Origin of the sequence: Marinactinospora thermotolerans DSM 45154, from assembly GCF_900167435.1 — a bacterium.
Lineage (GTDB): Bacteria > Actinomycetota > Actinomycetes > Streptosporangiales > Streptosporangiaceae > Marinactinospora > Marinactinospora thermotolerans.
In genome coordinates, this window is the sequence record NZ_FUWS01000016.1 from 74875 (window position 1) to 97810 (window position 22936).

Sequence of the window (22936 nt, forward strand, 5' to 3'; positions counted from 1 at the left end):
CGTCGAGACGAACGTGGATCCGCGCCTTCGGGGCGCTACGAGGTGGCACGGACCTGGAGACGGGGCCTCCGCGGGGTCGGTCCGGCCGCCCGTGTCGCTCCGGGGCGGGGTGGATCGATGAAGTTCCTTCGATGGTAGCCCCGTGCGCGACCGGCCGATGTCTCGACTACGAAGATAGGGTGTCCACATAATGGGATGGACGGCCGGTGGCCGTCCATCCGCGGGCGATGGGGACTCAGTAGGCCGGGGGCAGCACCTTCTCTGCCGCGCGGTAGATCTCCTCGATCTCCTCCTCGGACAGCCGGTCCTTTCCGGTGCGCAGCCACTTGCGGACCTTGGTGCCGACGATGATGTCGACCTTGCGGAGGTTGTGGTGGTCCCAGGGCATGCTGGGCCCGTAGATCGCGAGGGCGGGGCGGACGGTGATGGGACGGCCCAACTCCTCGCTGATCAGCCGTTCGGCGGTGCGGGCCTCCTCAAGCGCCTCGTCGATGCGCTCGTTCTTGGAGAAACGGCCGTGGTAGAGCTTTTCGAGCTTGTTGCGCAGCGGAAGGCGCTTGTCCCAGGACTCGGAGTCGATCGCGAACGCGCCGCGCCGTCCCACGATGAAGTGGTCGATCAGCCCGTTGCCGCCGGGGATGCGGCGCGCGTGCAGGACGCGGTAGCCCAGCCGCCGCATGACCTTGAGCTGGGCCTCGGTGCGTCGTTGGGCGGCGGAGGGCCTGCGCCATTGGGGGACCTCCGAGCGGCGTCGCGACGTGTGCACGGCAAAGCCGATGGCGACGAAGACGCCCAGCGTGATGCCGAGCCGCGCGTCGCTCGTGAGCAGTCCCGCGCCCAGCGCGACGGCCACGGCGACGGCGCCGTGGAGCACCCAACGCCGGGCGTCCTCGGAGGCCAGCAGGGTGGCGTAGGTGGCGCGGACCGCGCCGACGGCCCCTCGGCTTCCCGGTCGGCCGCCGCGGGGGGCGAAGGGCGAGGTCGCGATCGGGCCCCGTCGCCGGGCCGTGCCGGCGGGTGGGGACGTGCCGTTCTTGGTGCTGGTTCCCGGTTCCACGTTGCAGAGCGTAGCCGCATAGGCAAGCGAGTCCTAGTGCATCCGAACTCACACTTTTGTCGCCTGAGGGGCCCGTCTCGCTATGTGTCCCGACAGCCCCGAAAGGGAATAACGTCTCTTCGACCTCTCTGGAGAGGTCCCACCGGAGACCGCCGTTGCGGCTGAGGGAGCAGGCCCGTGCCCCTACGCTCGAAGCGTGGCAGAGATCCATGATCTGAGCGCGATCGAGCAGGCGGCGGCGGTGCGCCGTCGGGAGCTCTCCCCCGTCGAGATCGCCGATCACTACCTCGACCGGATCGGGCGACACGGGACCACCGTCGGCGCCTTCATTACGGTCACCAGGGAACTCGCGGAGCAGCAGGCGCGTAACGCCGAGAAGCGGGTTCTCGCAGAACCCGTGGAGGACCTGCCGCCCCTGCTGGGCGTCCCCGTCCCGATCAAGGACCTCGACATGCTCGCCGGCCAGCCCTGGACGTCGGGGACGAACACGCACTCCGCCGTGATCGCCACCGAGGACGAGGCGTTCGTCGCGGAACTCCGCCGGGCCGGCGCGATCTTCACCGGTAAGACCAACACGCCGGAGTTCGGCCTCAGCTGCTACACCGAGAACGACATCGCCCCCGCCGCGCGTACGCCCTGGGACCTCAGCCGTTCGGCGGGAGGGTCCAGCGGCGGCGCCGCGGCGGCGGTCGCGGCGGGACTCGCCCCCATGGCGCAGGGAAGCGACGGAGGGGGGTCCATCCGGGTGCCCGCCAGCGTGTGCGGGCTGTTCGGCCTCAAACCGAGCCGGGGCAGGGTCACCAACGCCCCGCGCCGGCCCGACCTGATCGGGCTGTCGGCGACCGGACCGCTCAGCCGCACGGTGGCCGACGCGGCGCTCATGCTCGACGTCATCTCGGTCTCGCGGCCCGGGGACTACCACGCGCTGCCTCCCCTGGGCGGGGGACGGACCTTCCTCGAACTGGCCGGACGCGAACCGGGACGGCTCCGGATCGCGCGCTTCGCCCGGCCTCCGGTGGCGGACGCCGTGGTGCACCCCGATGCCCTGACCGCCTACGAGGAGGCGACGCGGCTACTGCTCCACCTGGGGCACGAGGTCGAGGAGATCCCCGTGCCGTTCGACCCCGGCATGCTCGACCTCTTCGGCACGGTGTGGGCGGTGATGGCGGGCCGCGCCGTGGTGGCGGCCGAGCGCGAGGCCAGACTGCGTCCGCTCACCAGGTGGCTGCGCGAACGCGCGGCGAGGACCACGGCGGCCCAGTACCTCGACGCGACGGCCGGCCTGCAACAGGCGGTCCGGGCGGCACTGCCGCGGATGGCCCCCTACGACGCGGTGCTCACCCCGACCCTGGCCGAGCCGCCCGCGCCGGTCGGGCGCTTCACCGACCTGGACGACCCCGCCGCGGAGTTCCGGGAGATGACGCTGTACACGCCGTTCTGCACGGTCTACAACATCACCGGCCAGCCCGCGGTGAACATCCCCCTGCACTGGAACACCGAAGGACTGCCGATCGGCGTCATGCTCGCGGGGCGGATCGGTGACGAGGCGACGCTGCTCTCGCTGTCGGCGCAGCTGGAGGCCGCCCGTCCCTGGGCCGACCGCAGGCCGCCGATCTGGTCGAGGTAGGACGACTCTCCCGGGGACGGCGCTCAGACGGCCTCGGAGGCCTTCTCGGGGAGGGGGCGCAGGAAGAGCGACAGCGCCGCCGCCGCGAAGGTGAGGACGGCGGCCCCACCCACGCCGGCGGCGATGCCGCCCAGGTCGATCAGCCAGCCGGTGACCGGCGACGCCACGGACATCCCGGCGGTGATCGCGGTGGACATCCAGCCGAACGCCTCGGCGCGTCGTTGAGGCGGTGCGATGTCGCCCAGCCGCTCCATGACCGCGGCGAGGGTGGGGGCGATCGCGAGGCCCGCCACGAACAGCACCGGTGACACCATCCACGGGGACGACAGGTGCGTGATCGGTGGCAGCAGGGGGATCAACAGCGTGATGCCCGCGGCGGCACCGAAGGCCCGCAGCGGGATGCGGGCCTGTCCGCTCAGGGTGCCCGCGACCAGTCCGCCGACGAGGGAGCCCGCGGCCCAGATGGCGGCCAGGCCACCGGCGTTGCCCGGAGCGCCCATTTCGCGGGCCCAGGCCACGATGACCAGGTCGACAGAACCGAGTCCGCCGATCATGAGCAGGCACATGAGGAGGACGAGCACCAACGGGGGAGAGGTGAGCAGGGAGCGGCGCGGGCCCTTCTCGGCGGGGCCGTCCTGCTCGTCGGCCTCGGTGACCCCGGCCCGGCGCAGGGCCAGGGCGAAGCCGATGGAGCCGATCAGGGCGATCGCCGCGAGCAGCGCGACAGCGGCGCGGGCGCCGGCGAAGCCGACCGCTCCCGCGGCCAGCAGCGGGCCGATGATGAACAGGGTCTCCTGGAGCGTCGCCTCGGCGGCGTACACGGACTTGCGGACCTGCCCCGTGGTGATGCGGGGCCACAGGGCGCGGCCGATCTGGTTGGCCGGTGGCAGGAACACCCCGGTCACCAGGGCCAGGGGGACCGACGCCCACCACCAGGAGGCCGGGAGGACCACGAGCAGGGACAGCCCCACGGCGTAGACGACCCCGGAGACGAGCATCAGCCGGTCGGTGCCGCCCCTGTCGGCCATCCGACCGCGGATCGGCCCGGCCAGCGCCGAACCGATGGTCAGGGCGCCCGAGACCACTCCGGCCAGGGCGTAGGAGCCGGTCCAACCGGCGACGAGGAAGGTGACGGCGATCGGCAGGCCCGCGACGTGGAGACGGGCCAGGAGCGACCAGGTGAGGAGAGAGGCGAGATGGGGGACCTCGAACACCCGATGATAGGACTTCAGCACTTGTCTGATTATGCCGGTTGCCGGGGGCGAAGTCTGGCTATTTTGGCAGGCCGCAGCGATGCTCCTGGAACGCCCGGGTCCGGTACCGGCCGCTTTCCGGCTCCGGCGCGGCGCGCCGGTTAGGGCGTGCCCCGGCAGGGCATCATCGGTTTCTGTGAGGGATGCGGAGCTGGCCCAGCTGGCCGAGGAACACGGTGTCGCGACGTCCTACGCCGATTGGCGAGGGGAGCGGGCGCCGGTCAGCGTCGACACCCTGCGCCATGTCCTCACCGCCTTGGGGCTCGATGTCACCGATCCCCGCGCCGCGCTCGAGGAACACCGGAGCCGCCGCGCCGACCGCCTGCTCCCGCCGGCGGTCGTGATCCGGGCCGGCCGGGCGCCGAGTCTCGCCCTCCCCGAGGGCGCGCGCACCTGGATCGAGCTGGGCGACGGTTCCTGGGCCGATTCGGGGACCCCGCCGCCCCTCGGGATCCACGTACTGCACGCCGAGCACGCCGACGTCCGGCAGCACGTGCCCCTGCTGGTGGTCCCGGACCGGCTACCCCAAAGGCCCGCCTCGCCAGGCCGGCGCGCCTGGGGGCTGATGGCCCAGCTCTACTCCGTCCGTTCCCGGGCCTCCTGGGGGATGGGCGACCTGCGGGACCTCGCCGACCTCGCCGATTGGAGCGCCCGCGACCTGGGGGCCTCCTTCACCCTGATCAACCCCGTCCACGCCACCGAACCCCTTCCGCCGGTGGAACCCTCCCCCTACCTGCCGGTGGGCAGGCGCTATTCCAGCCCTCTCTACCTGCGCGTCGAGGACGTCCCGGAGTACGCCCTCCTCGAACCCGAGCAGCGTGAGGAGGTCCAGCGCCTGGCCCGGCCACTGCGAGAACGGGGCCGCACGGCCGACCTGATCGACCGCGACGCCGTGTGGGCCGCCAAGCGCGCCGCGCTGCACATCCTCTACCAGGTTCCCCGTCCCCCCGAGCGGGAGGCCGCCTACCAGGCCTTCCAGGAACGCGAGGGGGCGTCCCTGGTGGAGTACGCGACGTGGTGCGCGTTCGCCGAGGAGCACGGGAGCGACTACCGGGGCTGGCCCGAGGCGTTGCGCGACGCCACGCACCCCCGGGTGGGGGCCGAGGCGATGCGCAACTGGACCCGGGTGGACTTCCACCGGTGGACGCAGTGGCTGCTCGACGAACAGCTCGCCGCCGCCCAGGGGGCCGCGCGGGCGGCCGGCATGCCGATCGGGATCGTCCACGACCTCGCCGTCGGCGTCCAGGGCGGCGGAGCCGACGCGTGGATGTACGCCGGCGCGCTCGCCTCGGGGGTGAGCGTGGGGGCGCCGCCGGACGCCTTCAACCAGCAGGGGCAGGACTGGGCGCAACCGCCCTGGCATCCGATCCGGCTGGCCGAGCGGGGGTATGGGCCCTTCGTCGCGCAGATGCGTCAGGCCATGAGGCACGCCGGCGGCATCCGGGTGGACCACGTGATGGGGCTGTTCCGACTGTGGTGGGTGCCCGAGGGGGCATCGCCCGCCGAGGGAACCTACGTCCGCTACGACCACGAGGGGATGGTCGGGGCGCTGCTGCTCGCCGCGCACGAGTGCGACGCGCTCGTGGTCGGCGAGGACCTCGGCACGGTCGAGCCCTGGGTGCGCGAGCACCTGGCCGAACGCGGGGTCCTCGGCACCTCCGTACTGTGGTTCGAGCGCGGGGAGGGGGGCCGTCCGCGCCGTCCCGAGGAGTGGCGGACCGACTGCCTGGCCACCGTGGCCACCCACGACCTACCGCCCGTCGCCTCCTACCTGTCCGCCGAGCACGTGGAGCTGCGCGACCGTCTCGGCCTGTTGACCAGGGCGGTCGAGGAGGAGCGCGCCGACGCCGAGGCGCAGGTGGCGGCCTGGCGCGGGATGCTCGTCGATCTCGGGCTGTTGGACCCCGACACCGACCCGCTCTCGGACCAGGCCGCCGTCATCACCGCGCTCCACGCCTATCTGGCCATGACGCCCGCGCGGTTGGTCGGTGTCGCGCTCACCGACGTGGTCGGCGACCGGCGCATGCAGAACCAGCCGGGCACCAAGGACGAGTACCCGAACTGGCGGGTTCCGTTGACCGGAACCGAGGGGGAGCCGGTGTTGCTGGACGACCTGATGGCCGATCCACGGTTGGGGGAGACGGTCCGCCGCGCGCTCCGACCGGTGTCCGAGGGACTGGGGACGGGGCGGTAGCAGGACCGCCGGCCGGCCTCACACCCCTCCGGGGACGACGAAGACCAGCCACGACAGCAGGGGGGCGGCCACGATCATCACCGTTCCGAAGAGGAGGAGCCCGCGGTAGACCCGGTCACGCTCCCCCTCGGGCGCGTTGGCCAGCGCCAGCGCCCCGTTGGTGGAGAAGGGCGAGACGTCCACCAGCGAGGAGGACAGGGACAGGGCGATCATCAGCCCCAGCGCCCCGACCTGCCCGGTGGAGATGAGCGGCACCGCCAAGGGGATCAGCGCGCTGAGCATGCCGGTGGTGGAGGCGAACGCCGAGACCACGGCCCCGATGAGGCAGATCAGCAGGGCGGCCGGGAGCGGGGAGCCGATCGCGGTCACGCCGGTGCCCAGCCAGGAGATCGTCCCGGTCCGCTCCAGCAGCTCCACATAGGTCACCAGCCCGCCGACGAGCAGCACCACGCCCCAGCTCACCTGGTCGACCGCGCCCTTGGCCGCGGCGGGGAACAGCACCGCCAGCGCGCCGGCGACCGTGACGGCGAGGAAGCCGATGTCGAGCCCGAACACCAGTGATCCCACGACCAGGACCACGACGCCCGACAGGGTGGTCACACGTTCGGCGTCGAGGACGATCGGCCGCGCCGACACCGCCACGGGCGGATCGCCGTCCCGTCCCGCCTCGGCGCGGGCGTCGGCCCCGGGGGGACGGCGCCGGCCGAGCAGGAGGACGGTGACCAGCGCGACCACCGTGGCTCCCAGGAACGTCGCCGCGTACAGCGCCAGCGGGGCCGCCCCCATCTCCTCGGCGTCCATCACCCCGTTGACGATGATGCCGAAGATGCCGAGGGGGGAGAAACTACCTGCGGTGGCGCCCAGGTTGGTCACCAGGCCGATCAGAAGAGGGCTGATGCGGTACACGGCCGCCAGATTCATCGCGATGGGGAAGAGCACCGCCACCGTCGCGGGGCTGACCGCGCCGATCGAGGTCAAGACGGCGGCCAGCGCGAAGAACACCCAGGGAACGGCGGCCGGACGGCCGCGGACCAGCCGTACCGTGTTGTGGACCAGCCAGTCGACGCACCCGTTGGCCCGGGCGATGGCGAAGAGGTAGGTCACTCCCACCAGGGTGACGAACAGTCCGCCGGGGAAGCCCGCGGCGATCTCCTCGGCGCTTTCGCCGGCGAACACGGTCCCGACCACGAAGGCGGCGACCAGCGCGACGATGCCGATGCTCACCGGGCGGGCCAGGGCGATCGCGAAGACGAGGATGAGGACGAGGGCGGGAAGGACGTGCGGTGACACGGCGGTCGGGCTCCGGGGTCGGTGAGGGGCGGGCGGCGGGCCGGGCGCTTTCCGGAGCTTCGGGGGGCCACGGGCGCCGTGGCGGGGAAGCGGGGCGGGGACGGGAGGGCGCGTCCGTTGCCCGGCGCCCCGGGCTTCGGGTGACCCGCCCGCGCCGGCGCGGGCGGCCGTCCCGCCGTCCCCGCCGGAGGGGCGTGGACGGCCCGCGGGCCGGGCGTCTCGGCCGGTCGTCCCGTGCCGCGGTGACTTCCGGTCCGGGGCGCCCTTCCGCGGGGCCGCGACACCGAGCGAGGGGGCCGGGCGTGAGGACGGCAAGACGCGACGTTCTCCTCACGTGCCGACGACGTGATCGCTGTGCCGCGGATCACGCGACATGGGTCACATCGTGCCAGGCCGTGGGAGAACGGGTTCGGTGGGGAGGCGGGGAGACGGCGACAGGGCCGCCGCGACGGATCGCGGCGGCCCTGTCCCCGTGCCCTGTGGAGGGGGTCAGCCCTTGGCGGCCTCGGCGTCACGCGCCTGTGCCCGCAGGGCCCGTTCCACGCCGGAGCGGCCCTCGACCAACAGGCGGCGCAGCGCCGGAGCCGGCTTCTCGGCCTCGATGTAGGCGTCGGTGCGGCGCAGCGTCTCCTCCTCGATCAGGTAACCGGGGTAGGCGAACTCCGCGAACGTCTGCGCGAACTCGCCGGTCCACTTCTCCCACGCCGTGCCGAGCAGCGTGTAGTACTTCTCGACGTAGGGGCGCAGCAGCTCACGGTGGGCCGGCTCGGTGAAGCCGAGCAGCGTCGCGCGGAACTCCGCGTTGGCCATCTCGGCGGCGGCGATGCGCTCCCAGGCCAGCGCCTTGGCCTCGGGGGTGGGGAGCGCGGCCCGGCAACCGGCGGCGGAACGCTGGCCGGTCGCGGTCGGGTCGGACTCCAGTTCGGCGTCGATCTCGGCTTCGCCGGCCACGCCGTGCACCACCAGGCGCCGCAGCAGCGTCCAGCGCAGATCGGTGTCGATCTCCAGGCCCTCGACCGTGAGCGCGCCGTCGAGCAGGCCCTGAAGCAACGACAGGTGCTCCCCGCTGATCGCGGCGTCGGCGAAGCCGTGCGCGTAGGCGAGCTGGAGGTCGCTCCCGGGCTCGGCCGAGGTGAGCAGGTCGCGCAGCCGGTCGGCCAGCAGCTTGAACCCGGTCTCGCGCCAGGCGGGGTCGGCGTAGTTGTGCAGGGCGGAGACCGCCTGACGCAGCAGGGTCTGGGCCACCATGACGTCGCTGACGCCGCCGATGCCCGAGATCACCAGTCCCACGTAGTCGCGCGCGGCCATCTCCGCGTCGCGGGTCATGTCCCAGGCCGCGGAGAACGCCAGCGCCCGCGGCAGCGACTCGCGGATCTCGCCGATGCTCTCGACGACGGTCCGCAGCGACCGCTCGTCCAGGCGGATCTTGGTGAAGGTCAGGTCGTCGTCGTTGATCAGCACGAGGTCGGGCTGGGCCTTGCCGACCAGCTGGGGAACCTCGGTGCGCGCCCCGGTGACGTCCAGCTCGATCCGCTCACGGCGGACGACGCCCTCGTCGGTGCGGTCGTACAGGCCGATCGCCAGCCGGTGCGAACGCAGCGTCGGGTAGTCCGGGGCGGCCTCCTGGAGCACCGCGAACGACGTGAAGTTCCCGTCGGCGTCCACCTCGAACTCCGGACGCATCGTGTTGACCCCGGCGGTCTCCAGCCACTCACGCGACCAGCCCGAAAGGTCCCGGCCGGAGGCCCGCTCCAGCTGGCGCAGCAGGTCGGCCAGTTCGGTGTTGCCCCAGGCGTGCTCCTTGAAGTACTCGCGCACCCCGGCGAAGAAGGCGTCCACGCCGACGTAGGCGACGAGCTGCTTGAGCACGGAGGCGCCCTTGGCGTAGGTGATGCCGTCGAAGTTGACCTCGACCGCCTGCATGTCGGGGATGTCCGCGGCGATGGGGTGGGTGGAGGGGAGCTGGTCCTGGCGCAGCGCCCACGCCTTCTCCACGTTGGCGAACGTGGTCCAGGCGTCCTTCCACTTCGTGGCCTCGGCCTGGCAGTAGACGCTGGCGAACGTCGCGAAGGACTCGTTCAGCCACAGGTCGTCCCACCAGCGCATGGTGACGAGGTCGCCGAACCACATGTGCGCCATCTCGTGCAGGATGGTCTCGGCACGGCGCTCGTAACGCGCGTCGGTCACGCGGGAGCGGAAGACGTAGTCCTCCAGGAACGTCACCGCGCCGGCGTTCTCCATCGCGCCGGCGTTGAACTCCGGGACGAAGAGCTGGTCGTACTTGCCGAAGGGGTAACGCAGGCCGAACAGGCCGTGGTAGAAGTCGAAGCCCTGCTTGGTCACCTCGATGATCGCGTCGGCGTCGAGGTGCTCGGCCAGTGACGCCCGGCAGAAGACGCCCAGCGGGATGCCGTCGTGCTCGTCGCGCACCACGTGGTAGGGGCCGGCGATGAGCGCGGTGATGTAGGTGGACATCCGCTTGGTCGGGGGGAAGTGCCAGCGCACGGCCTGCGATCCCGCGACCGGCTCGCGCTCGACGTCGGGCGCGCTGTTGGACACCACCTCGAAGTCGGCCGGCGCGATGACGGTCAGTTCGAAAGTGGCCTTCAGGTCCGGCTGGTCGAAGCACGTGTACATGCGGTGCGCGTCGGCCGTCTCGAACTGCGTGTAGAGGTAGGTCTTGCCGTCGACCGGGTCGACGAAGCGGTGCAGCCCCTCGCCGGTGCGCATGTAGGCGGCGTCGGCGACGACGCGCAGTTCGTTGTCGGCGGCAAGGCCCGACAGCCGGATGCGCTCGCCGTCGAACACCTCGGCGGGGTCGAGCGCGCGGCCGTTCAGCTCGACGGAGCGCACCGACGGGGCGGTCAGGTCCACGAAGGTGTCCGCCCCCGGCTCGGAGCAGCCGAACCGGATCACCGTGGTCGACCCGAACGTCTGGTCGCTGCCGGTCAGGTCGAGCTCGACCTCGTAGGAGGAGACGGTGAGGATCCGAGCCCGCTCTCTCGCCTCGTCGCGCGTCAGGTTGCCCGCCACAGGCTCCGCTCCCTTCGCGGCCGCCGTCCTCGCCGGCCGCCGTTCGATGACGGTCGCCGTCAACGCGGGTCTGCGCGCGTGGCGACCTCGGATGTCTTCCGGGGGCGATCCTGCCACGCATCGCCCTGGAATGCGGAACCGGCCGCCATGGTTGGCCAGTGTCAGGGCGGAAAATCCGCTCTGGACCCTGACGGCCCGATCCGTCGGGAACGAGGTGTGAGGAGACGGAAGTGGCCGAGGAACGCACAAACGCCGACCTGTGGTTTGACCCGGTGTGCCCGTGGGCCTGGATGACGTCGCGGTGGCTGCTGGAGGTCGAGAAGGTCCGGCCGGTGCGGGCTCGCTGGCACGTGATGAGCCTGTCGGTTCTCAACGAGGGCAGGGACCTGCCCGAGGACTACCGTCAGCTGCTCGCCGAGGCGTGGGGGCCGGTGCGGGTGGCCATCGCGGCGGAACAGCGGTTCGGCAACGACGTCCTCGGTCCGTTGTACACCGCGCTGGGAACCCGTTTCCACAACAAGGGGGAGCCGCGCACCACCGCGACGATCGCGGCGGCCCTCGCCGACGCGGGGTTGCCGGCCGACCTCGTCGAGGCGGCCGATTCCACCGAGTACGATGACGCGCTGCGCGCCTCCCACCACGACGGGATGGACCGGGTCGGCTACGAGGTGGGTACCCCGGTGATCTCGGTCGACGGCGTATCCTTCTTCGGCCCCGTCGTGTCTCCCGCTCCCAAGGGGGAAGAAGCCGGGAAGCTGTGGGACGGGGTGCTGCTGGTCGCGGGCGTCGACGGCTTCTTCGAGCTCAAGCGCAGCCGCACCCGTGACCCGATCTTCGACTGACCGATCACACCCGTGGGAGGGTTGGCATGAGCACACCTGACGACGAGCGCCCGGTGGGCCCCTTCGACGACGACTTCGAGGTCCTTCCGGACGTGACCGCGGACGAGCGCGGATACGGCTGGGGTGAACCCGACCACGACAACGACGCGCGGTTGCTCGAGGAGCGCCCGCCGCACTGGGGGTGACCTCGCCGTCGGCGGAACCGGACGCCCGGTTCCGCCGACGGTAGCGTTCCTGTGACCTCCCGGACGAATATCAGAATCGGATTCTGGGAAAGGGTGCGGGCATGCGATCCCTCTACATCAACGGAGCCTGGACCGAGTCCGCCTCGGCGCAAGCCCTCGACGTCGTCAACCCCGCCACCGAGGAGGTCGTCGACCGGGTCCCGGTGGGCGATCCCAAGGACGTCGACCGCGCGGTCGCCGCGGCGCGCGCGGCCTTCCCCGCCTGGTCGGCGCTGCCCCTGGCCGAGCGTCTGCGTCATCTCGCGAAGGCGCACGAACTCCTCACCGCCCGCGCCGGCGACATCGCCCGCACCATCGCCACCGACATCGGCTCGCCCCTGCGTTTCGCGACGCAGGTGCAGACGGGCCTGCCCATCACCATCCTGCGCTCCTACCTCGACCTGCTCGGCGGGGAGACGGGGGCCCGCTACTTCGAGGGGGAGAAGGTCGGCACCTCGCTGGTGGTCCGCGAACCCTACGGCGTGGTCGGCGCGATCACCCCGTGGAACTACCCGCTCCACCAGATCGTCCTCAAGGTGGCCCCCGCCCTGGCCGCCGGCAACACGGTGGTGCTCAAACCGACCGAGATCGCGCCGCTCGCGGCTTATGCCCTCGCCGACATCCTCCACGACGCGGGGCTGCCGCCGGGGGTGTTCAACCTCGTCTGCGGCACGGGTCCGGTCGTCGGCGAGGCGATCGCCGCCCACCCCGATGTCGACGTGGTCTCCTTCACCGGGTCCGGCCGCGCGGGCAGGCGCGTCAGCGAGGTCGCCGCGGCGACCGTCAAGAAGGTGTCGCTGGAACTCGGCGGCAAGTCGCCCAACGTCATCCTCCCCGGCGCGGACCTGGGGCGCGCCGTCAAGCGCGGTGTCGCCGATGTCATGCGCAACAGCGGGCAGAGCTGCAACGCGCTCACCCGCATGCTGGTCCACCGCGACTCCTACGACGAGGCGGTCGGGCTCGCCGCCGAGTACACGGCCAACCATGTCGTCGGCGACCCCTTCGGCGAGGGGGTGCGCGTGGGGCCGCTGGTCTCCGCGGCGCAGCGCGACCGGGTGCGCGGCTACATCGAGCAGGGGATGGCCGAGGGAGCGCGCCTGGTCACCGGCGGCGCCGAGCCGCCCGAGGGGCTGGAGCGCGGCTACTACGTCCGTCCCACGGTCTTCGCGGACGTGCGCAACGACATGCGGATCGCCCAGGAGGAGATCTTCGGCCCGGTGCTGGCGCTGATCCCCTACGGCTCCGAGGACGAGGCCGTCGAGATCGCCAACGACACCGTCTACGGGCTGGCCGCCGCGGTGTGGTCCGGTGACCGGGAGCACGCGGTGGCGGTGGCCCGGCGGCTGCGGGCCGGACAGGTCGAGGTCAACGGCGGCGCCTACAACCCCCTCGCGCCGTTCGGCGGGTACCGGCAGTCGGGCGTCGGCCGGGAGGCCGGACTCTTCGGTCTGGACGAGTTCTGCGAGATCAAGGCCATCCAGTTGTGACATCGGGCACGAGCGGGGGCCGGCACCGGCCTGCACGCCCGTGCTCGCCGGGGACGTGCCGCCGCGCGGTGTCCCCGGCGTCCGCGCCCCGGACGTAGTGGTCGACTCCAGCGGTTAACCTCGGTTTCCGTCCAGGCGAGGCGTCTCGGTGGGGAAACGGACGTCGAATCACAGGCCGTGTCCCCCTATGACAAGATGACCGCCGAATAGTCCCCCGTTTCCTCCAAGGTGGTTGAAGTTGAGCAAGTCCACGCCGTCCAAGGCCACGCCGTTGAGCAAGGACATCAAGGCCATCGTCCTGACCAACCTGGTGGCCCTGTTCTCGACGATCCTGTTCGCGGCTTTGGGCCTTGGCGTCTTCTACGCCGCCATCTGACCGGCCTCACGGTCTCGGCGGCACACGGCGACGAACCCGCCCGTCCCGTGCCTCGGTGGACCACCGGACGGGCGCGGCCGGTGCTTCCGGCACCGCGCGACCTGCGACACTAGGAGCCGTGCGTGTTTACCTTGGATCCGATCATGCAGGTTTTGAACTCAAAGAGCACCTCGTCTCCTGGCTGAAGGAACGAGGGCACGAGGTCGTCGACGCGGGCCCCGTCGCCTATGACGCACTCGACGACTATCCGCCGTTCGTGCTGCGGGCCGCCGAGGGGGTCGCCGCCGACCCGGGTGCCCTGGGTGTCGTCATCGGTGGGTCGGGCAACGGCGAGCAGATCGCCGCGAACAAGGTCGCCGGCGTCCGCGCGGCCCTGGCCTGGAGTGTCGAGACCGCCGAGCTCGCGCGTCAGCACAACGATGCCAACGTCGTCTCGATCGGAGCCCGGATGCACTCCCTCGACGAGGCGACCCGCTTTGTCGAGGTCTTCCTCACCACGCCCTACAGCGGCGAGGAGCGCCACAGCCGCCGTATCGCCATGCTGGGCGAGTACGAGCGTACGCGTGAGCTTCCCCCGCTTCCGTAGCCGCGCCCGCCCGTCGCGCCCTAGCGCCGGCGGCGCCGCTCGCGCCGCCGGCCTCGACGCGCGGCCCGGGGGACGGGGGGAACGACCAGCTCCTCGCTCCCGGACGGTTCCCGCTGCGTCCCGCCCGGGGACGGGCCGGGCGCTCCCGCCTCCTTGTCGCCCCAGGGGTCCCCGTCCGTGTGCTCCCCGCGGGGGCGCGACACGTCGCGGACCCGCATCGCGGTCGACAGGGTGATATGGCTGCGCGCCATGGAGACCCTCCTCTCCGTCCACCGGCCCTTGCCACGGACGTCCCTACCCGCGTGGCCTTCCTGGGAAGCCTTCCGGCCGGGGCCCGCCACGGGTTCTCGGAGGGACGGCCGACGGTGCGGCCGGCCGGGGGCACGGGGCCGGGGACAGCGGCCCGCGGACCGAGGAGGAGGTCACACCGGTCCCCGGCGGCCCTCCGTGCCTTCGGTCGCTTTCGTGAGGGGTGTCCGGTTACTCCTGTGATCGTGCTCTCCCCGGAAACCGTGTTCGAGGGCCTTCAGGTAAGTGATCTCTCCCTGAATCGGGGGTAAACCACGCTGGACGCCTGACGTCTTCGAGGTTCTCGGCCCATACTGGACCATGAGTAGTTCTGCGGAGTTTTCGGCGTGCATGCTGGGCGGATATCGGCTGACTCGATCCGCGGGGGTGCGGCTCAAAAGCCCGTGGTGTGACGTGCCCGGTGCCGTTGGGCGCGCTACAGTGCGGCCACGATGAAGACCCCGCCCCTCCTTAAACCCGTCCGCTACGCGCGTTCCCTGGCGCAGCGGATCGTCACCCTGCTCAAACGCAAGGTGCTGTTCCGTTACCGTCTTGTGCTGATCACGCTCGTGGTGTTGGCCGTCGGCATCGGTATCGGGGCGGTGTGGGGTCCGGCCGGTTGGTTCCCGCCCAGCGCGGTCATCCTCACGGTGCTCGCCGGAGGGCTGCTGCTCAAACGCAAGAGCCTGGCCTTCCTCCTCGGGGTGGTCGCGGCGGTCCTCCTGTTCACCGCGTTCGCGCTCGACTTCGGCCAGGTCGGTCCGGGCCTCCTGGTGACCATCGGCGTCACCGCGGTCCTGGCCTACCTGCTGTCGGGGGTGCGCGAGCGGCTCGGTGTGCAGGGGCTCAGCGGCGAGAAGATGCTGCTGGAACTGCGCGACCGGTTGCGCGCGCAGGGGAGGCTGCCGGACCTCCCCACCGGTTGGGGGTCCACGGCCGTCCTCCAGCAGGCCGGTGGGTCGTCGTTCGGCGGGGACTTCGTCGTGTCGATGCGCCGGGGCGACCAGTTGGACCTGGCGGTCGTGGACGTCTCGGGCAAGGGGGTGGACGCCGGCACCCGCGCGCTGCTGCTGTCGGGCGCGTTCGGCGGGCTGATCAGCGCCGTGCCCAGCGGCGACTTCCTCGCGCACTGCAACGACTACCTCATGCGCACCGCGGTGGGCGAGGGATTCGTCACCGCCGTTCACCTCAGCATCGACCTCAACACCGGTGACTACCTGATCGCCTCGGCGGGACATCCGCCCGCGGTGCAGTTCGACAGCGGCACCGGGAACTGGTCGACGACGGAGGCCAAGGGCGTGGTGCTCGGCGTCATCCCGGAGATGACCTACACGCCGGTCAAGGGGCGGCTGAGGCCGGGCGACGCCATCCTGCTCTACACCGACGGCCTGATCGAGACACCCGGCGAGGACCTCGACGCGGGGGTGGACCGGCTCCTCGGGGTGGCCGACCAACTGCTCGCCGAGGGCTTCGAGCAGGGGGTGCCCAGTGTCGTCGACACGTTGAGCGGGGACAAGAACGACGACTGCGCACTCGTCGCGATCTGGCGTTCCTGACGCGCCGGTCGGCCACCGCGGGGTCCGGTCACCTCTTCGCGGGGCGCGTGGATGTCCTCCTTTCCCCGGCACGCCGGTAAGGTCGGGGTGTTCCTCGGGCGGGGTGGGGAAGCCGTTCGACGGACTCCCTCCACCCCGTGGGACCGGCGCGCCGCGCCCCATCGCGAACAACCGCCACCTCCCGCGTCCGCTCGCTGTGGCCGCGGTCCGGCCGGTGTCCCACCGGGGCCGAGCCGGTCGCTGGACGGCGTGGAAGTGACGAGGGGGTGCCCGGCATGGCGGACGACGAGCGAGTCGACCTGGTCGACCTGGTCCACAACAACGACCTCACCGGCATACGGTTGTGGCTCGCCGAGCATCCGCCCTATGAGATCGCCGACGAGCTCGCGCGCATGGACAGCCATCTGGCGATCATCCCCTTCCGGCTGCTCGACAAGGACCGCGAACTCGAAGTCTTCGAGGAGCTGGAACCGGTCCACCAGCAGGAGATCCTCATCGGGCTGCGCGACGGCGCGTTCCGCGAGCTGTTGGAGGAGATGGACCCCGACGACCGCGCGCGGCTGATCGGTGAGGCACCGGCCAAGATCGCCACCCGGGCCCTGGCCGGGTTGAGCCCCGCCGAACGCAAGATGACCGCGGCGCTGCTCGGCTATCCCGAGGAGTCGGTCGGCCGCTACATGACGCCGGAGACCGTCGTCCTGCACCGTGACCTGACGGTCGGCCGGGCGCTGGAGGTGGTCCGGGCCAAGGGCGCCGACGCGGAGACGGTCTACACGCTGCCGGTCGTCGACGACGGCCGCCGGCTGGCCGGAACGGTACAGCTCAGTGATCTCGTGGTGAGCGCGCCGGAGACGCTCATCAAGGACATCGTCGACGTTCTCGTGCCGCGCGTGCGCGCCACCGAGCCGGCCGAGGGCGCGGCCCGCCTCATGCAGGAGGCCAACCTGGTCGCGCTCCCGGTCGTGGACTCCGAGGAGCGTTTCGTCGGCCTGTTGACGTTCGACGACGCGCTGGAGCTGATCGAGGCGGCCGACTCCGAGGACATCGCCCGGCAGTCCGGTGCCAGCCCGGTCGCCGGACACTACGTGGCCGCGAGCGTGCTGCGCCTGGCCCGCGCCCGTTCGGTGTGGCTCTTCCTGCTCATCGTGGCCTCCACGCTGACCGTCAACGTGATGCAGGGGTTCGAGGCGACGCTGGAGCAGGTCACGGCCCTGGCGCTGTTCGTCCCCATGCTCACCGGCACGGGAGGCAACGTCGGATCGCAGTCGGCGACCGCGATCGTGCGGGCGTTGGCGGTGGGCGAGGTGCGCGTCCGCGACCTGCCCAAGGTGGCCTGGAAGGAATGCCGGGTGGGGTTCCTGCTGGGGATCATGCTGGCCGCGATCGCCCTGCTCATCGGTTCCTTCCTCGTGGGGGTGCAGATCGCCGTCGCGGTGGCCACCTCGGTCGTCGCGGTCTGCACGTGGGCGGCGATCATCGGCAGCACCATGCCGTTGCTGGCACGACGTGTCGGTGTCGATCCGGCGGTCGTCTCCGCGCCCTTGGTCTCCACCCTCGTGGACGCCACCGGCCTGCTCATCTACTTCACCGTCGCGCGGGCGATCCTCGGCGTCTGAGCCGGGGCGCCGGCGAATCGGGTATCAATCTGGACCGGATGGGTATGCCCACGTCACGGATGTTGCACAGCCGTGTCGTACAGGGGGAGCGAGCATGGCCAGACTTGGGGACGCCTTCGACAAGTTGAAGAAGGCGGCGAGCCAGCACGGCGGCAAGGTTTCGGCGGGCATCGACAAGGCGAGCCGGGTCGCCAAGGAGAAGACCGGCGGCAAGTACGACCAGCACATCGACCGGGCGGGAGACGCCGCGACCGAGTACCTGCGCCGCCAGGCGCGCCAGGAGCGCCCCACAGGGCCGGAGAGGCGGACCGAGGGACGGCCCGACGCCCCGGGGACGGGCGAACGTCCCTAGCGGGATCGATCCACGGCCCCGGCCCACCGGCCGGGGCCGTTCCACGTCCCGGACGGAACCCCGGGCCCGCGCGAAGCGTTGACGGGGTGAAGAGGGGAGAGCACTCCCCGAACAGGCAAGGGAGGAGACGTCGATGGCCGGTCTGAAGGGCCTGCTCCGGCAGGCGTTCGCCTATGTCCGCCGCAACCCGCACCAGGTGAACCGGGGAATCCGGTCCGCGGGGACCTTCGTCAAGCGTCGTACCGGAGGCCGCTACAACCGCCAGGTCGACCAGCTCACCTCCGCCGCCGACCGCTACCTGGGACGGGGCAGGCGGAACGGGTACGGTCGCCAGGGGCACTACCGGCCCGATGACCGCTGGGGTCGGTGACTCTCACCGTCGCGTCAGACCCGAGGATGAGTGGAGCGGCGATAGCGGGGCAGGGGAGGAACGGAACGACTCCGAAGGAACCGAGGAGGAACCCCGGATGTCCGCTCTCGACCGTCTCGTCGGACAGGCCCGCCGCGCCCTGCGCACCGGCGCCGCCCCTCGTCCGCGAGGCCGCACCCGTCCCTACCCGCGGGCCGGCCGGCCCGCGCGCCGCCGTTCTCCCGAGAACGAGTTGCGTCGCGCCGTGGGCCTGTTGCGCCGTTTCACCGCGCGTCGCCCTCGCCGCTACTGACACCGATCGGCCGGTCTTCTTCCCGACGCCGCCGAGGCCGAAATGGCCTCGGCGGCGTCTTCTGGTCACCGTCGTCCCTGCTTGCAGCGGACCCTCCGATTTCGTCCGTGTCGTTGTCCGCTGCCGTGGCCGTGCCTATGGTCTGGCATCGGAGACATCGACGGAAAGGCAGGACGTGCAACATAGGCGGCATGTGTTGACCCCGGTCCTGGTCGCTGTGGTGGGAGCGGTGGCCACTCCGGCCCCGGCGGCCGCGGAGGAGCTGGCATCGGTGACGGTGAGCCCCATCGTGCAGTCCCACCTGCATGACGTGGGCGTCACCCAGGACCCCCGTTCACCTGGTCTCGCCGGAGGACAAGGACGAGTTCATCGACGCGCCCAACATCGGCTGGACCTGAGTCCGAGGAGTCCGGCGAGCGCCGCCGGACACGGTCCCCGGTCCGGGTCCGCCGGCCCGGGGACGTCCACGATGATGGGGGCATGCCACCCACCACCACGGCCCGTCCGCGGCCGACCCTCGTGCCGCGGATCGCGGCCCGCGTCCGGATGCCGTTGCTGTGGGGCGCCACAGTGCTCCTCCTCGCCGGAGGGCTCGTGGGGATCGACTGGTGGGTGCGCCTGCCGGCCTTCGCGGTCGCCCTGGTCGTCGGGCTGAGGGTGGGCCGGGTCCGGTGTCCGCCACGGGAGGTGCGGCCACCCGTGCGCGGCCGGTGGATGGCGCTGGGCGGGCCCGCCGAGCGGGTCCCGAGCCAGGGCACGCACGCCTACGGACAGGGGTATGCGCTCCTCCTCGTCGCCGAGCCGGGGGCGGGCACACGACCCGATATCGGCTGGAGACCGCTCAGCCGTCCGCCCGGGGATTTTCCCGGGTTCGGGGCGCCGGTGTACGCGCCGGCCGCCGGCGTCGTGGTCGGTGTGTGCGGCCGGTGGCGCGACCACCGCAGCCGGACCTCCTGGCCCTGGCTGTTGGGCATGGCCGTCGAATCCGCGCTACGGGAGCTGTGGGGGGCCTCCGGCCTGTTCGGCAACCACGTCGTCATCGACCTCGGGGACGGTTGCTACGCCCTGCTCGCCCACCTGCGGAAGGGGTCGGTGCGGGTCCGGCCGGGGCAGCGCGTCGAGGAGGGGGAGGAGATCGCCGCCTGCGGGAACTCGGGGGCGTGTGTCGAACCCCAGGTCCACTTCCAGCTCATGGACGGTCCGCGGCCGTGGAGGGCGGCGGGCCTCCCCTTCCGCTGGGCCCCCGACAGTGTCCAAGGGGTCCCCGAGGACGGGGTGCCGCGAGCCTGGCGGCCGTTCCGGGCCTGAGACGGGGGTCACCCCAGGTCGGGGGGTGCCGGGGGCGCGGCCCGCGCCACCCAGCGGCCGTCGTGGCGGTCGATCCGGATGGGATGGTCGAAACAGGTGCTGACCGCTTTGCCGGTCAGCACCTCTTCCGCGGGACCGCTGGAGACCACCTGGCCGCCGCGCAGGAGCAGCGCGTGGGTGGTCGTGGCCGGGAGTTCCTCCAGGTGGTGGGTGACCAGCACGCTGGCCAGCGCCGGCTGTTCGCCGCGGAGCCGGTCCAGGCCGCTGAGCAGCTGTTCCCGGGCCGAGACGTCCAGGCCGGTCGCGGGCTCGTCCAAGAGGAGCAGCCGGGGCGCGGGCATGAGCGCCCGGGCGATCAACAGGCGTCCGCGCTCCCCCTGGGAGAGGTCGGGCCACCGCGCCTCACCGAGCCGTTCGACCCCCAAGACGCGCATCAGGTGGGCCGCGCGCGTCTCCTCGTCCTCCCGTGGCGTCCACCTGGGCGGGGGCTCGATGGTGCCGGTGGCGCCGGTGAGGACCACCTGGCGTCCGGTCAGGGACGATCGCAGGGGGTGGCGGGGGTCGACGTGTCCGATGTGTCGGCGTAGCTCCCGCAGGTCGACCCGGCCCAGGCGGTGGCCGAGCACGTGGACCTCGCCACGGGTCGGGTGCCGTTGTGCCCCGAGCAGGCTGAGCAGGGTGCTCTTGCCGGCACCGTTGGGCCCCAGGAGCGCCCAGTGCTCCCCGGGGCGTACCACCAGGCTCACCTGGTCCAGCAGGAGGCGTCCGGACCGGACGAGGTCCACGTGGTCGACGGCCATGACGGGGGAGTGCCAGGCGGCCTCCTCGGGGGATGTGTGCACGTTGTCCCAACTTCCGCGCCGAGTGTGACGGGGCCACGCTATCCGGTTCCGGCTGGAGCGGGGGAGGCGCGATGGCCGGTCAGCGGCCGAAGCGCGCGGATACGGTGGGGGCGAAGGGGACATTCGACGGTGGGAGGGCGAGTGGGGTGAGCGTGCGGGGACGGCCATGCCAACTCGTCGTGTGCCGGGGCTGTTGCTGTGGGAGGAAGAAGAAGCGTCCCGGTGTCGATCACCAGGGGCAGCTCGCGCGACTCAGCGCTCTGCGCGACCACGAGGGGCGCGACATCCCGGTACGGGTCAGCACGTGCCTGGGCATCTGTTTCAAGGCCAACGTCGTGGTGGTCCAACCTTCCTCCGAGGGGCGGGCCCGCGGCGGACGTCCGGTCTGGTTGGGGGATTTCCTCGAGGACCGGCTGGTCGACGACCTCGACGACTGGATCTTCGACGGGGGCCCGGGGATCTCACCCCTCCCAGAGGCGCTACAGCAGCACCTGACCTCCAAGGACGCCGAGAAGCCGAAGAAGAAGTCCGGCAAGAAGCCGAAGAAGGAGAAGAAGCCCAGGAAGGAGAAGGGCGAGAAGGGCGCGGCGCGGGGGAAGGCCGAATCCGTGAAGAGGGAGAAGAAGTCCAAGAAGGACAAGCGGAAGAAGGCAAAGGACGGGAAGGCCGGAGAGCGGGCCTAGAAGCACCCGGCCACAACGCCGGCCCGCCGTCGGGGTGGACGCGGCCCACGCAACCGGGTTGACCCTCACGTCGCGTGAGGCGGAAGGATGGGCGCATGAGCGACCAGCACAGCGCGCTGGAGACGAGTCCCGTGCCCGCTCCCGGTCCGGCCGCGGTTCCGCCGGAGCCGTTCCGTGGTGTCTTTGAAACGCCCGCGTCCGTGACGCTCCCCACGAGCGATGTGGCGGAGCCGGCGAGTCCGGAGACCCGCCGGTTCAGGCTCTTCGAGCCGTTCGGCACCTCCTGCGGGCTGCCGCGTCCGCGCCGGTGGGCGTTTCCGGGACGTGCCGCTCGTCTCGGCGGGAGGCGTCTTGGAGCAGAGGCCGGCGATGGGCGTCGGTTCCGCGTCTCTGCTCGGCCAGGTCGATTCCCCTGCCCGGGCCTGTCGCCCGCCACGGCCCGACCCGGTCCACGGGGATATCCCCCGGAACGCCTGCGATGTGGCGGTGACCACCCCGAGAACGCGTGGACCGTCTTCACCGCGGTGCGGCCCTTCGCCTCAGCCGGTCGGGAGGCGTACACCCTGGAAGCCGTCGGGGTCATCCCGCCGGGTGTCGACCGCGGCGGACAATGAGAAGCATGCCCGATGTCACTGATGCCGATGGCCTGACCGTCGGTCAGGTCGCCTCGCGTCTGGGCGTGACAGTCCGCGCGCTGCACCACTGGGACGAGATCGCTCTGGCGCGGCCGTCGCTGCGCACGGCCGCCGGATACCGGCTCTACACCACTGGTGATCTGGAACGTCTGCACCGCATCGTCGTCTACCGCGAGATCGGTCTCGGCCTGGAGGCGATCCGGGCCATCTTGGACGATCCGACCGTGGACGTGCCCGACGCGCTGCGCGCGCAACGCGCCGGGGTCGCCGAACGGATCGACCGCCTCCAGCAGCTCAGCGCCGGACTGGACCGGATGATCGACGCCCACGAGCGCGGCCTGGTGCTGACCGCCGAGCAGCAGACGGCGATCTTCGGCCCCCGGTGGGACCCGGACTGGCCCGCCCAGGCCCGTCAGCGCTACGGAGACACGGCGCAATGGCGGCACTACGCCGAACGCTCGGCCTCTCGCGGACCGGAGGAGTGGCGGGCCATCGCCGACGTCGTTGTCGGCTTCGAGCGCGCCCTCGGGGACGCGATGGAGGCCGGCGTCGCACCCGGCAGCCCGGAGGCCGACCGGCTCGTCGAGTGGCATCGCGAGATCTTCGCCTCGTACTTTCCCCTCACCAGGCAGATGCAGGTCTGCCTGGGCCGCAAGTGTGAGGCCGATCCGGGATTCGCCGCCCACTACGACGGCATCCGCGCGGGCCTTGCCACGTGGTTCCGGCAGATCATCGACGCCAGCGCGCGCGCCCACGGTATCGACCCCGACACCGCGACCTGGCAGTAGCGCGGATCCACGTCTGGACGCCTAACGGGTGCTTCCCGTCCGCTTCTCCTGCGGGGCGAACTGCGTGCGGTACAGGGCGGTGTACAGGCCGCCGTGGGCGAGGAGCTCCTCGTGGGTCCCCGACTCCAGGACACGGCCGTCCTCGAGGACGAGGATGCGGTCGGCCTCGCGGACGGTGGCCAACCGGTGGGCGATGACCAGGGAGGTCCGCCCCCGCAACGCGGTACGCAACGCCTC

The 22936-nt window shown here is 71.8% G+C and carries 21 protein-coding genes and 1 pseudogene; 15 read left to right on the plus strand and 7 right to left on the minus strand.

Annotation, left to right across the window (positions count from 1 at the left end):
* Nucleotides 1-235: 235 nt before the first annotated feature.
* A complete protein-coding gene (locus tag B5D66_RS22845; RefSeq protein ID WP_235001178.1) occupies nucleotides 236-904 on the minus strand; it encodes a nuclease-related domain-containing protein in 669 nt (222 codons plus the stop codon).
* A 349-nt stretch (nucleotides 905-1253) separates the two neighbouring features.
* On the opposite strand from B5D66_RS22845, the gene B5D66_RS22850 reads away from it, so the two are divergent.
* Complete coding sequence (locus B5D66_RS22850; RefSeq protein WP_078763873.1) at nucleotides 1254-2684, plus strand: amidase; 1431 nt, start codon at nucleotides 1254-1256, stop codon at nucleotides 2682-2684.
* 23 nt (nucleotides 2685-2707) lie between these two features.
* On the opposite strand, the gene B5D66_RS22855 is transcribed toward B5D66_RS22850, so the two are convergent.
* The gene (locus tag B5D66_RS22855) at nucleotides 2708-3919 is read right to left on the minus strand and encodes an MFS transporter (RefSeq protein ID WP_078763874.1); all 1212 of its coding nucleotides are present in this window, start codon (nucleotides 3917-3919) and stop codon (nucleotides 2708-2710) included.
* 154 nt (nucleotides 3920-4073) lie between these two features.
* Between B5D66_RS22855 and malQ the strand changes: the two genes are divergently transcribed.
* Nucleotides 4074-6131: a 4-alpha-glucanotransferase gene (malQ, locus tag B5D66_RS22860; protein ID WP_078763875.1), complete on the plus strand. Its 2058-nt coding sequence runs from the start codon at nucleotides 4074-4076 to the stop codon at nucleotides 6129-6131.
* Nucleotides 6132-6149: 18 nt separating this feature from the next.
* Here the strand turns inward: malQ and B5D66_RS22865 are convergent, their stop codons facing one another.
* Nucleotides 6150-7421, minus strand: a complete 1272-nt coding sequence (locus B5D66_RS22865; RefSeq protein ID WP_078763876.1) for an SLC13 family permease — start codon at nucleotides 7419-7421, stop codon at nucleotides 6150-6152.
* Nucleotides 7422-7910: 489 nt separating this feature from the next.
* Nucleotides 7911-10454, minus strand: a complete 2544-nt coding sequence (gene pepN, locus B5D66_RS22870) for an aminopeptidase N (protein WP_078763877.1) — start codon at nucleotides 10452-10454, stop codon at nucleotides 7911-7913.
* Nucleotides 10455-10684: 230 nt separating this feature from the next.
* Here pepN and B5D66_RS22875 point away from each other — a divergent pair, with 230 nt between their 5' ends.
* The 5 genes from B5D66_RS22875 to B5D66_RS22885 all read left to right on the plus strand — a co-directional run bounded on the left by B5D66_RS22875 (nucleotide 10685) and on the right by B5D66_RS22885 (nucleotide 13969).
* Complete coding sequence (locus tag B5D66_RS22875) at nucleotides 10685-11296, plus strand: mycothiol-dependent nitroreductase Rv2466c family protein (RefSeq protein WP_078763878.1); 612 nt, start codon at nucleotides 10685-10687, stop codon at nucleotides 11294-11296.
* A 26-nt stretch (nucleotides 11297-11322) separates the two neighbouring features.
* Nucleotides 11323-11481, plus strand: coding sequence for a hypothetical protein (locus B5D66_RS25820; RefSeq protein ID WP_200813762.1), 159 nt, complete (start codon nucleotides 11323-11325; stop codon nucleotides 11479-11481).
* Nucleotides 11482-11582: 101 nt separating this feature from the next.
* Entirely contained in the window at nucleotides 11583-13007 is a 1425-nt protein-coding gene (locus B5D66_RS22880) for an aldehyde dehydrogenase family protein (protein WP_078763879.1), read from the plus strand.
* Between the two features lie 238 nt (nucleotides 13008-13245).
* Entirely contained in the window at nucleotides 13246-13383 is a 138-nt protein-coding gene (locus B5D66_RS25825; RefSeq protein ID WP_200813763.1) for a hypothetical protein, read from the plus strand.
* Nucleotides 13384-13501: 118 nt separating this feature from the next.
* Nucleotides 13502-13969: a ribose-5-phosphate isomerase gene (locus B5D66_RS22885; protein WP_078763880.1), complete on the plus strand. Its 468-nt coding sequence runs from the start codon at nucleotides 13502-13504 to the stop codon at nucleotides 13967-13969.
* 20 nt (nucleotides 13970-13989) lie between these two features.
* On the opposite strand, the gene B5D66_RS22890 is transcribed toward B5D66_RS22885, so the two are convergent.
* The gene (locus tag B5D66_RS22890) at nucleotides 13990-14220 is read right to left on the minus strand and encodes a hypothetical protein (protein ID WP_078763881.1); all 231 of its coding nucleotides are present in this window, start codon (nucleotides 14218-14220) and stop codon (nucleotides 13990-13992) included.
* A gap of 489 nt (nucleotides 14221-14709) precedes the next feature.
* Here B5D66_RS22890 and B5D66_RS22895 point away from each other — a divergent pair, with 489 nt between their 5' ends.
* From B5D66_RS22895 to B5D66_RS22920, 6 genes are all read left to right on the plus strand, one after another.
* Nucleotides 14710-15813, plus strand: a complete 1104-nt coding sequence (locus B5D66_RS22895) for a PP2C family protein-serine/threonine phosphatase (protein WP_078763882.1) — start codon at nucleotides 14710-14712, stop codon at nucleotides 15811-15813.
* A 275-nt stretch (nucleotides 15814-16088) separates the two neighbouring features.
* On the plus strand, nucleotides 16089-17429 hold the full coding sequence (gene mgtE / locus B5D66_RS22900) for a magnesium transporter (protein WP_078763883.1): 1341 nt from the start codon (nucleotides 16089-16091) through the stop codon (nucleotides 17427-17429).
* Between the two features lie 94 nt (nucleotides 17430-17523).
* Nucleotides 17524-17781, plus strand: coding sequence for an antitoxin (locus B5D66_RS22905; protein WP_078763884.1), 258 nt, complete (start codon nucleotides 17524-17526; stop codon nucleotides 17779-17781).
* Between the two features lie 133 nt (nucleotides 17782-17914).
* Nucleotides 17915-18151, plus strand: coding sequence for an antitoxin (locus B5D66_RS22910; protein WP_078763885.1), 237 nt, complete (start codon nucleotides 17915-17917; stop codon nucleotides 18149-18151).
* Between the two features lie 97 nt (nucleotides 18152-18248).
* The gene (locus tag B5D66_RS22915) at nucleotides 18249-18443 is read left to right on the plus strand and encodes a hypothetical protein (RefSeq protein WP_078763886.1); all 195 of its coding nucleotides are present in this window, start codon (nucleotides 18249-18251) and stop codon (nucleotides 18441-18443) included.
* A 480-nt stretch (nucleotides 18444-18923) separates the two neighbouring features.
* On the plus strand, nucleotides 18924-19751 hold the full coding sequence (locus B5D66_RS22920; protein WP_078763887.1) for a M23 family metallopeptidase: 828 nt from the start codon (nucleotides 18924-18926) through the stop codon (nucleotides 19749-19751).
* Between the two features lie 8 nt (nucleotides 19752-19759).
* Here B5D66_RS22920 and B5D66_RS22925 read toward each other — a convergent pair whose 3' ends face one another.
* A complete protein-coding gene (locus B5D66_RS22925; protein WP_078763896.1) occupies nucleotides 19760-20551 on the minus strand; it encodes an ABC transporter ATP-binding protein in 792 nt (263 codons plus the stop codon).
* A gap of 188 nt (nucleotides 20552-20739) precedes the next feature.
* Here B5D66_RS22925 and B5D66_RS22930 point away from each other — a divergent pair, with 188 nt between their 5' ends.
* Nucleotides 20740-21276 carry a hypothetical protein gene (locus B5D66_RS22930; protein ID WP_078763888.1) on the plus strand — a complete coding sequence of 179 codons (537 nt, stop codon included), beginning with the start codon at nucleotides 20740-20742 and terminating at the stop codon, nucleotides 21274-21276.
* A gap of 619 nt (nucleotides 21277-21895) precedes the next feature.
* Nucleotides 21896-22699 (plus strand): MerR family transcriptional regulator, encoded by an 804-nt coding sequence (locus B5D66_RS22940; RefSeq protein WP_144390278.1) that lies wholly within the window; start codon nucleotides 21896-21898, stop codon nucleotides 22697-22699.
* A 21-nt stretch (nucleotides 22700-22720) separates the two neighbouring features.
* Here the strand turns inward: B5D66_RS22940 and B5D66_RS22945 are convergent.
* Nucleotides 22721-22936, minus strand: a pseudogene (locus B5D66_RS22945) (ABC transporter ATP-binding protein); the annotation flags it as partial.

Excerpts from the sequence above, each read along its gene's own strand:
- B5D66_RS25820 (WP_200813762.1), top strand. The coding sequence starts at position 11,323 with ATGAGCACACCTGACGACGAGCGCCCGGTGGGCCCCTTCGACGACGAC.
- B5D66_RS22880 (WP_078763879.1), top strand. The coding sequence starts at position 11,583 with ATGCGATCCCTCTACATCAACGGAGCCTGGACCGAGTCCGCCTCGGCG.
- B5D66_RS22890 (WP_078763881.1), bottom strand. The coding sequence starts at position 14,220 with ATGGCGCGCAGCCATATCACCCTGTCGACCGCGATGCGGGTCCGCGAC.
- B5D66_RS22895 (WP_078763882.1), top strand. The coding sequence starts at position 14,710 with ATGAAGACCCCGCCCCTCCTTAAACCCGTCCGCTACGCGCGTTCCCTG.
- mgtE (WP_078763883.1), top strand. The coding sequence starts at position 16,089 with ATGGCGGACGACGAGCGAGTCGACCTGGTCGACCTGGTCCACAACAAC.
- B5D66_RS22905 (WP_078763884.1), top strand. The coding sequence starts at position 17,524 with ATGGCCAGACTTGGGGACGCCTTCGACAAGTTGAAGAAGGCGGCGAGC.
- B5D66_RS22910 (WP_078763885.1), top strand. The coding sequence starts at position 17,915 with ATGGCCGGTCTGAAGGGCCTGCTCCGGCAGGCGTTCGCCTATGTCCGC.
- B5D66_RS22915 (WP_078763886.1), top strand. The coding sequence starts at position 18,249 with ATGTCCGCTCTCGACCGTCTCGTCGGACAGGCCCGCCGCGCCCTGCGC.
- B5D66_RS22920 (WP_078763887.1), top strand. The coding sequence starts at position 18,924 with ATGCCACCCACCACCACGGCCCGTCCGCGGCCGACCCTCGTGCCGCGG.
- B5D66_RS22925 (WP_078763896.1), bottom strand. The coding sequence starts at position 20,551 with ATGGCCGTCGACCACGTGGACCTCGTCCGGTCCGGACGCCTCCTGCTG.
- B5D66_RS22940 (WP_144390278.1), top strand. The coding sequence starts at position 21,896 with ATGCCCGATGTCACTGATGCCGATGGCCTGACCGTCGGTCAGGTCGCC.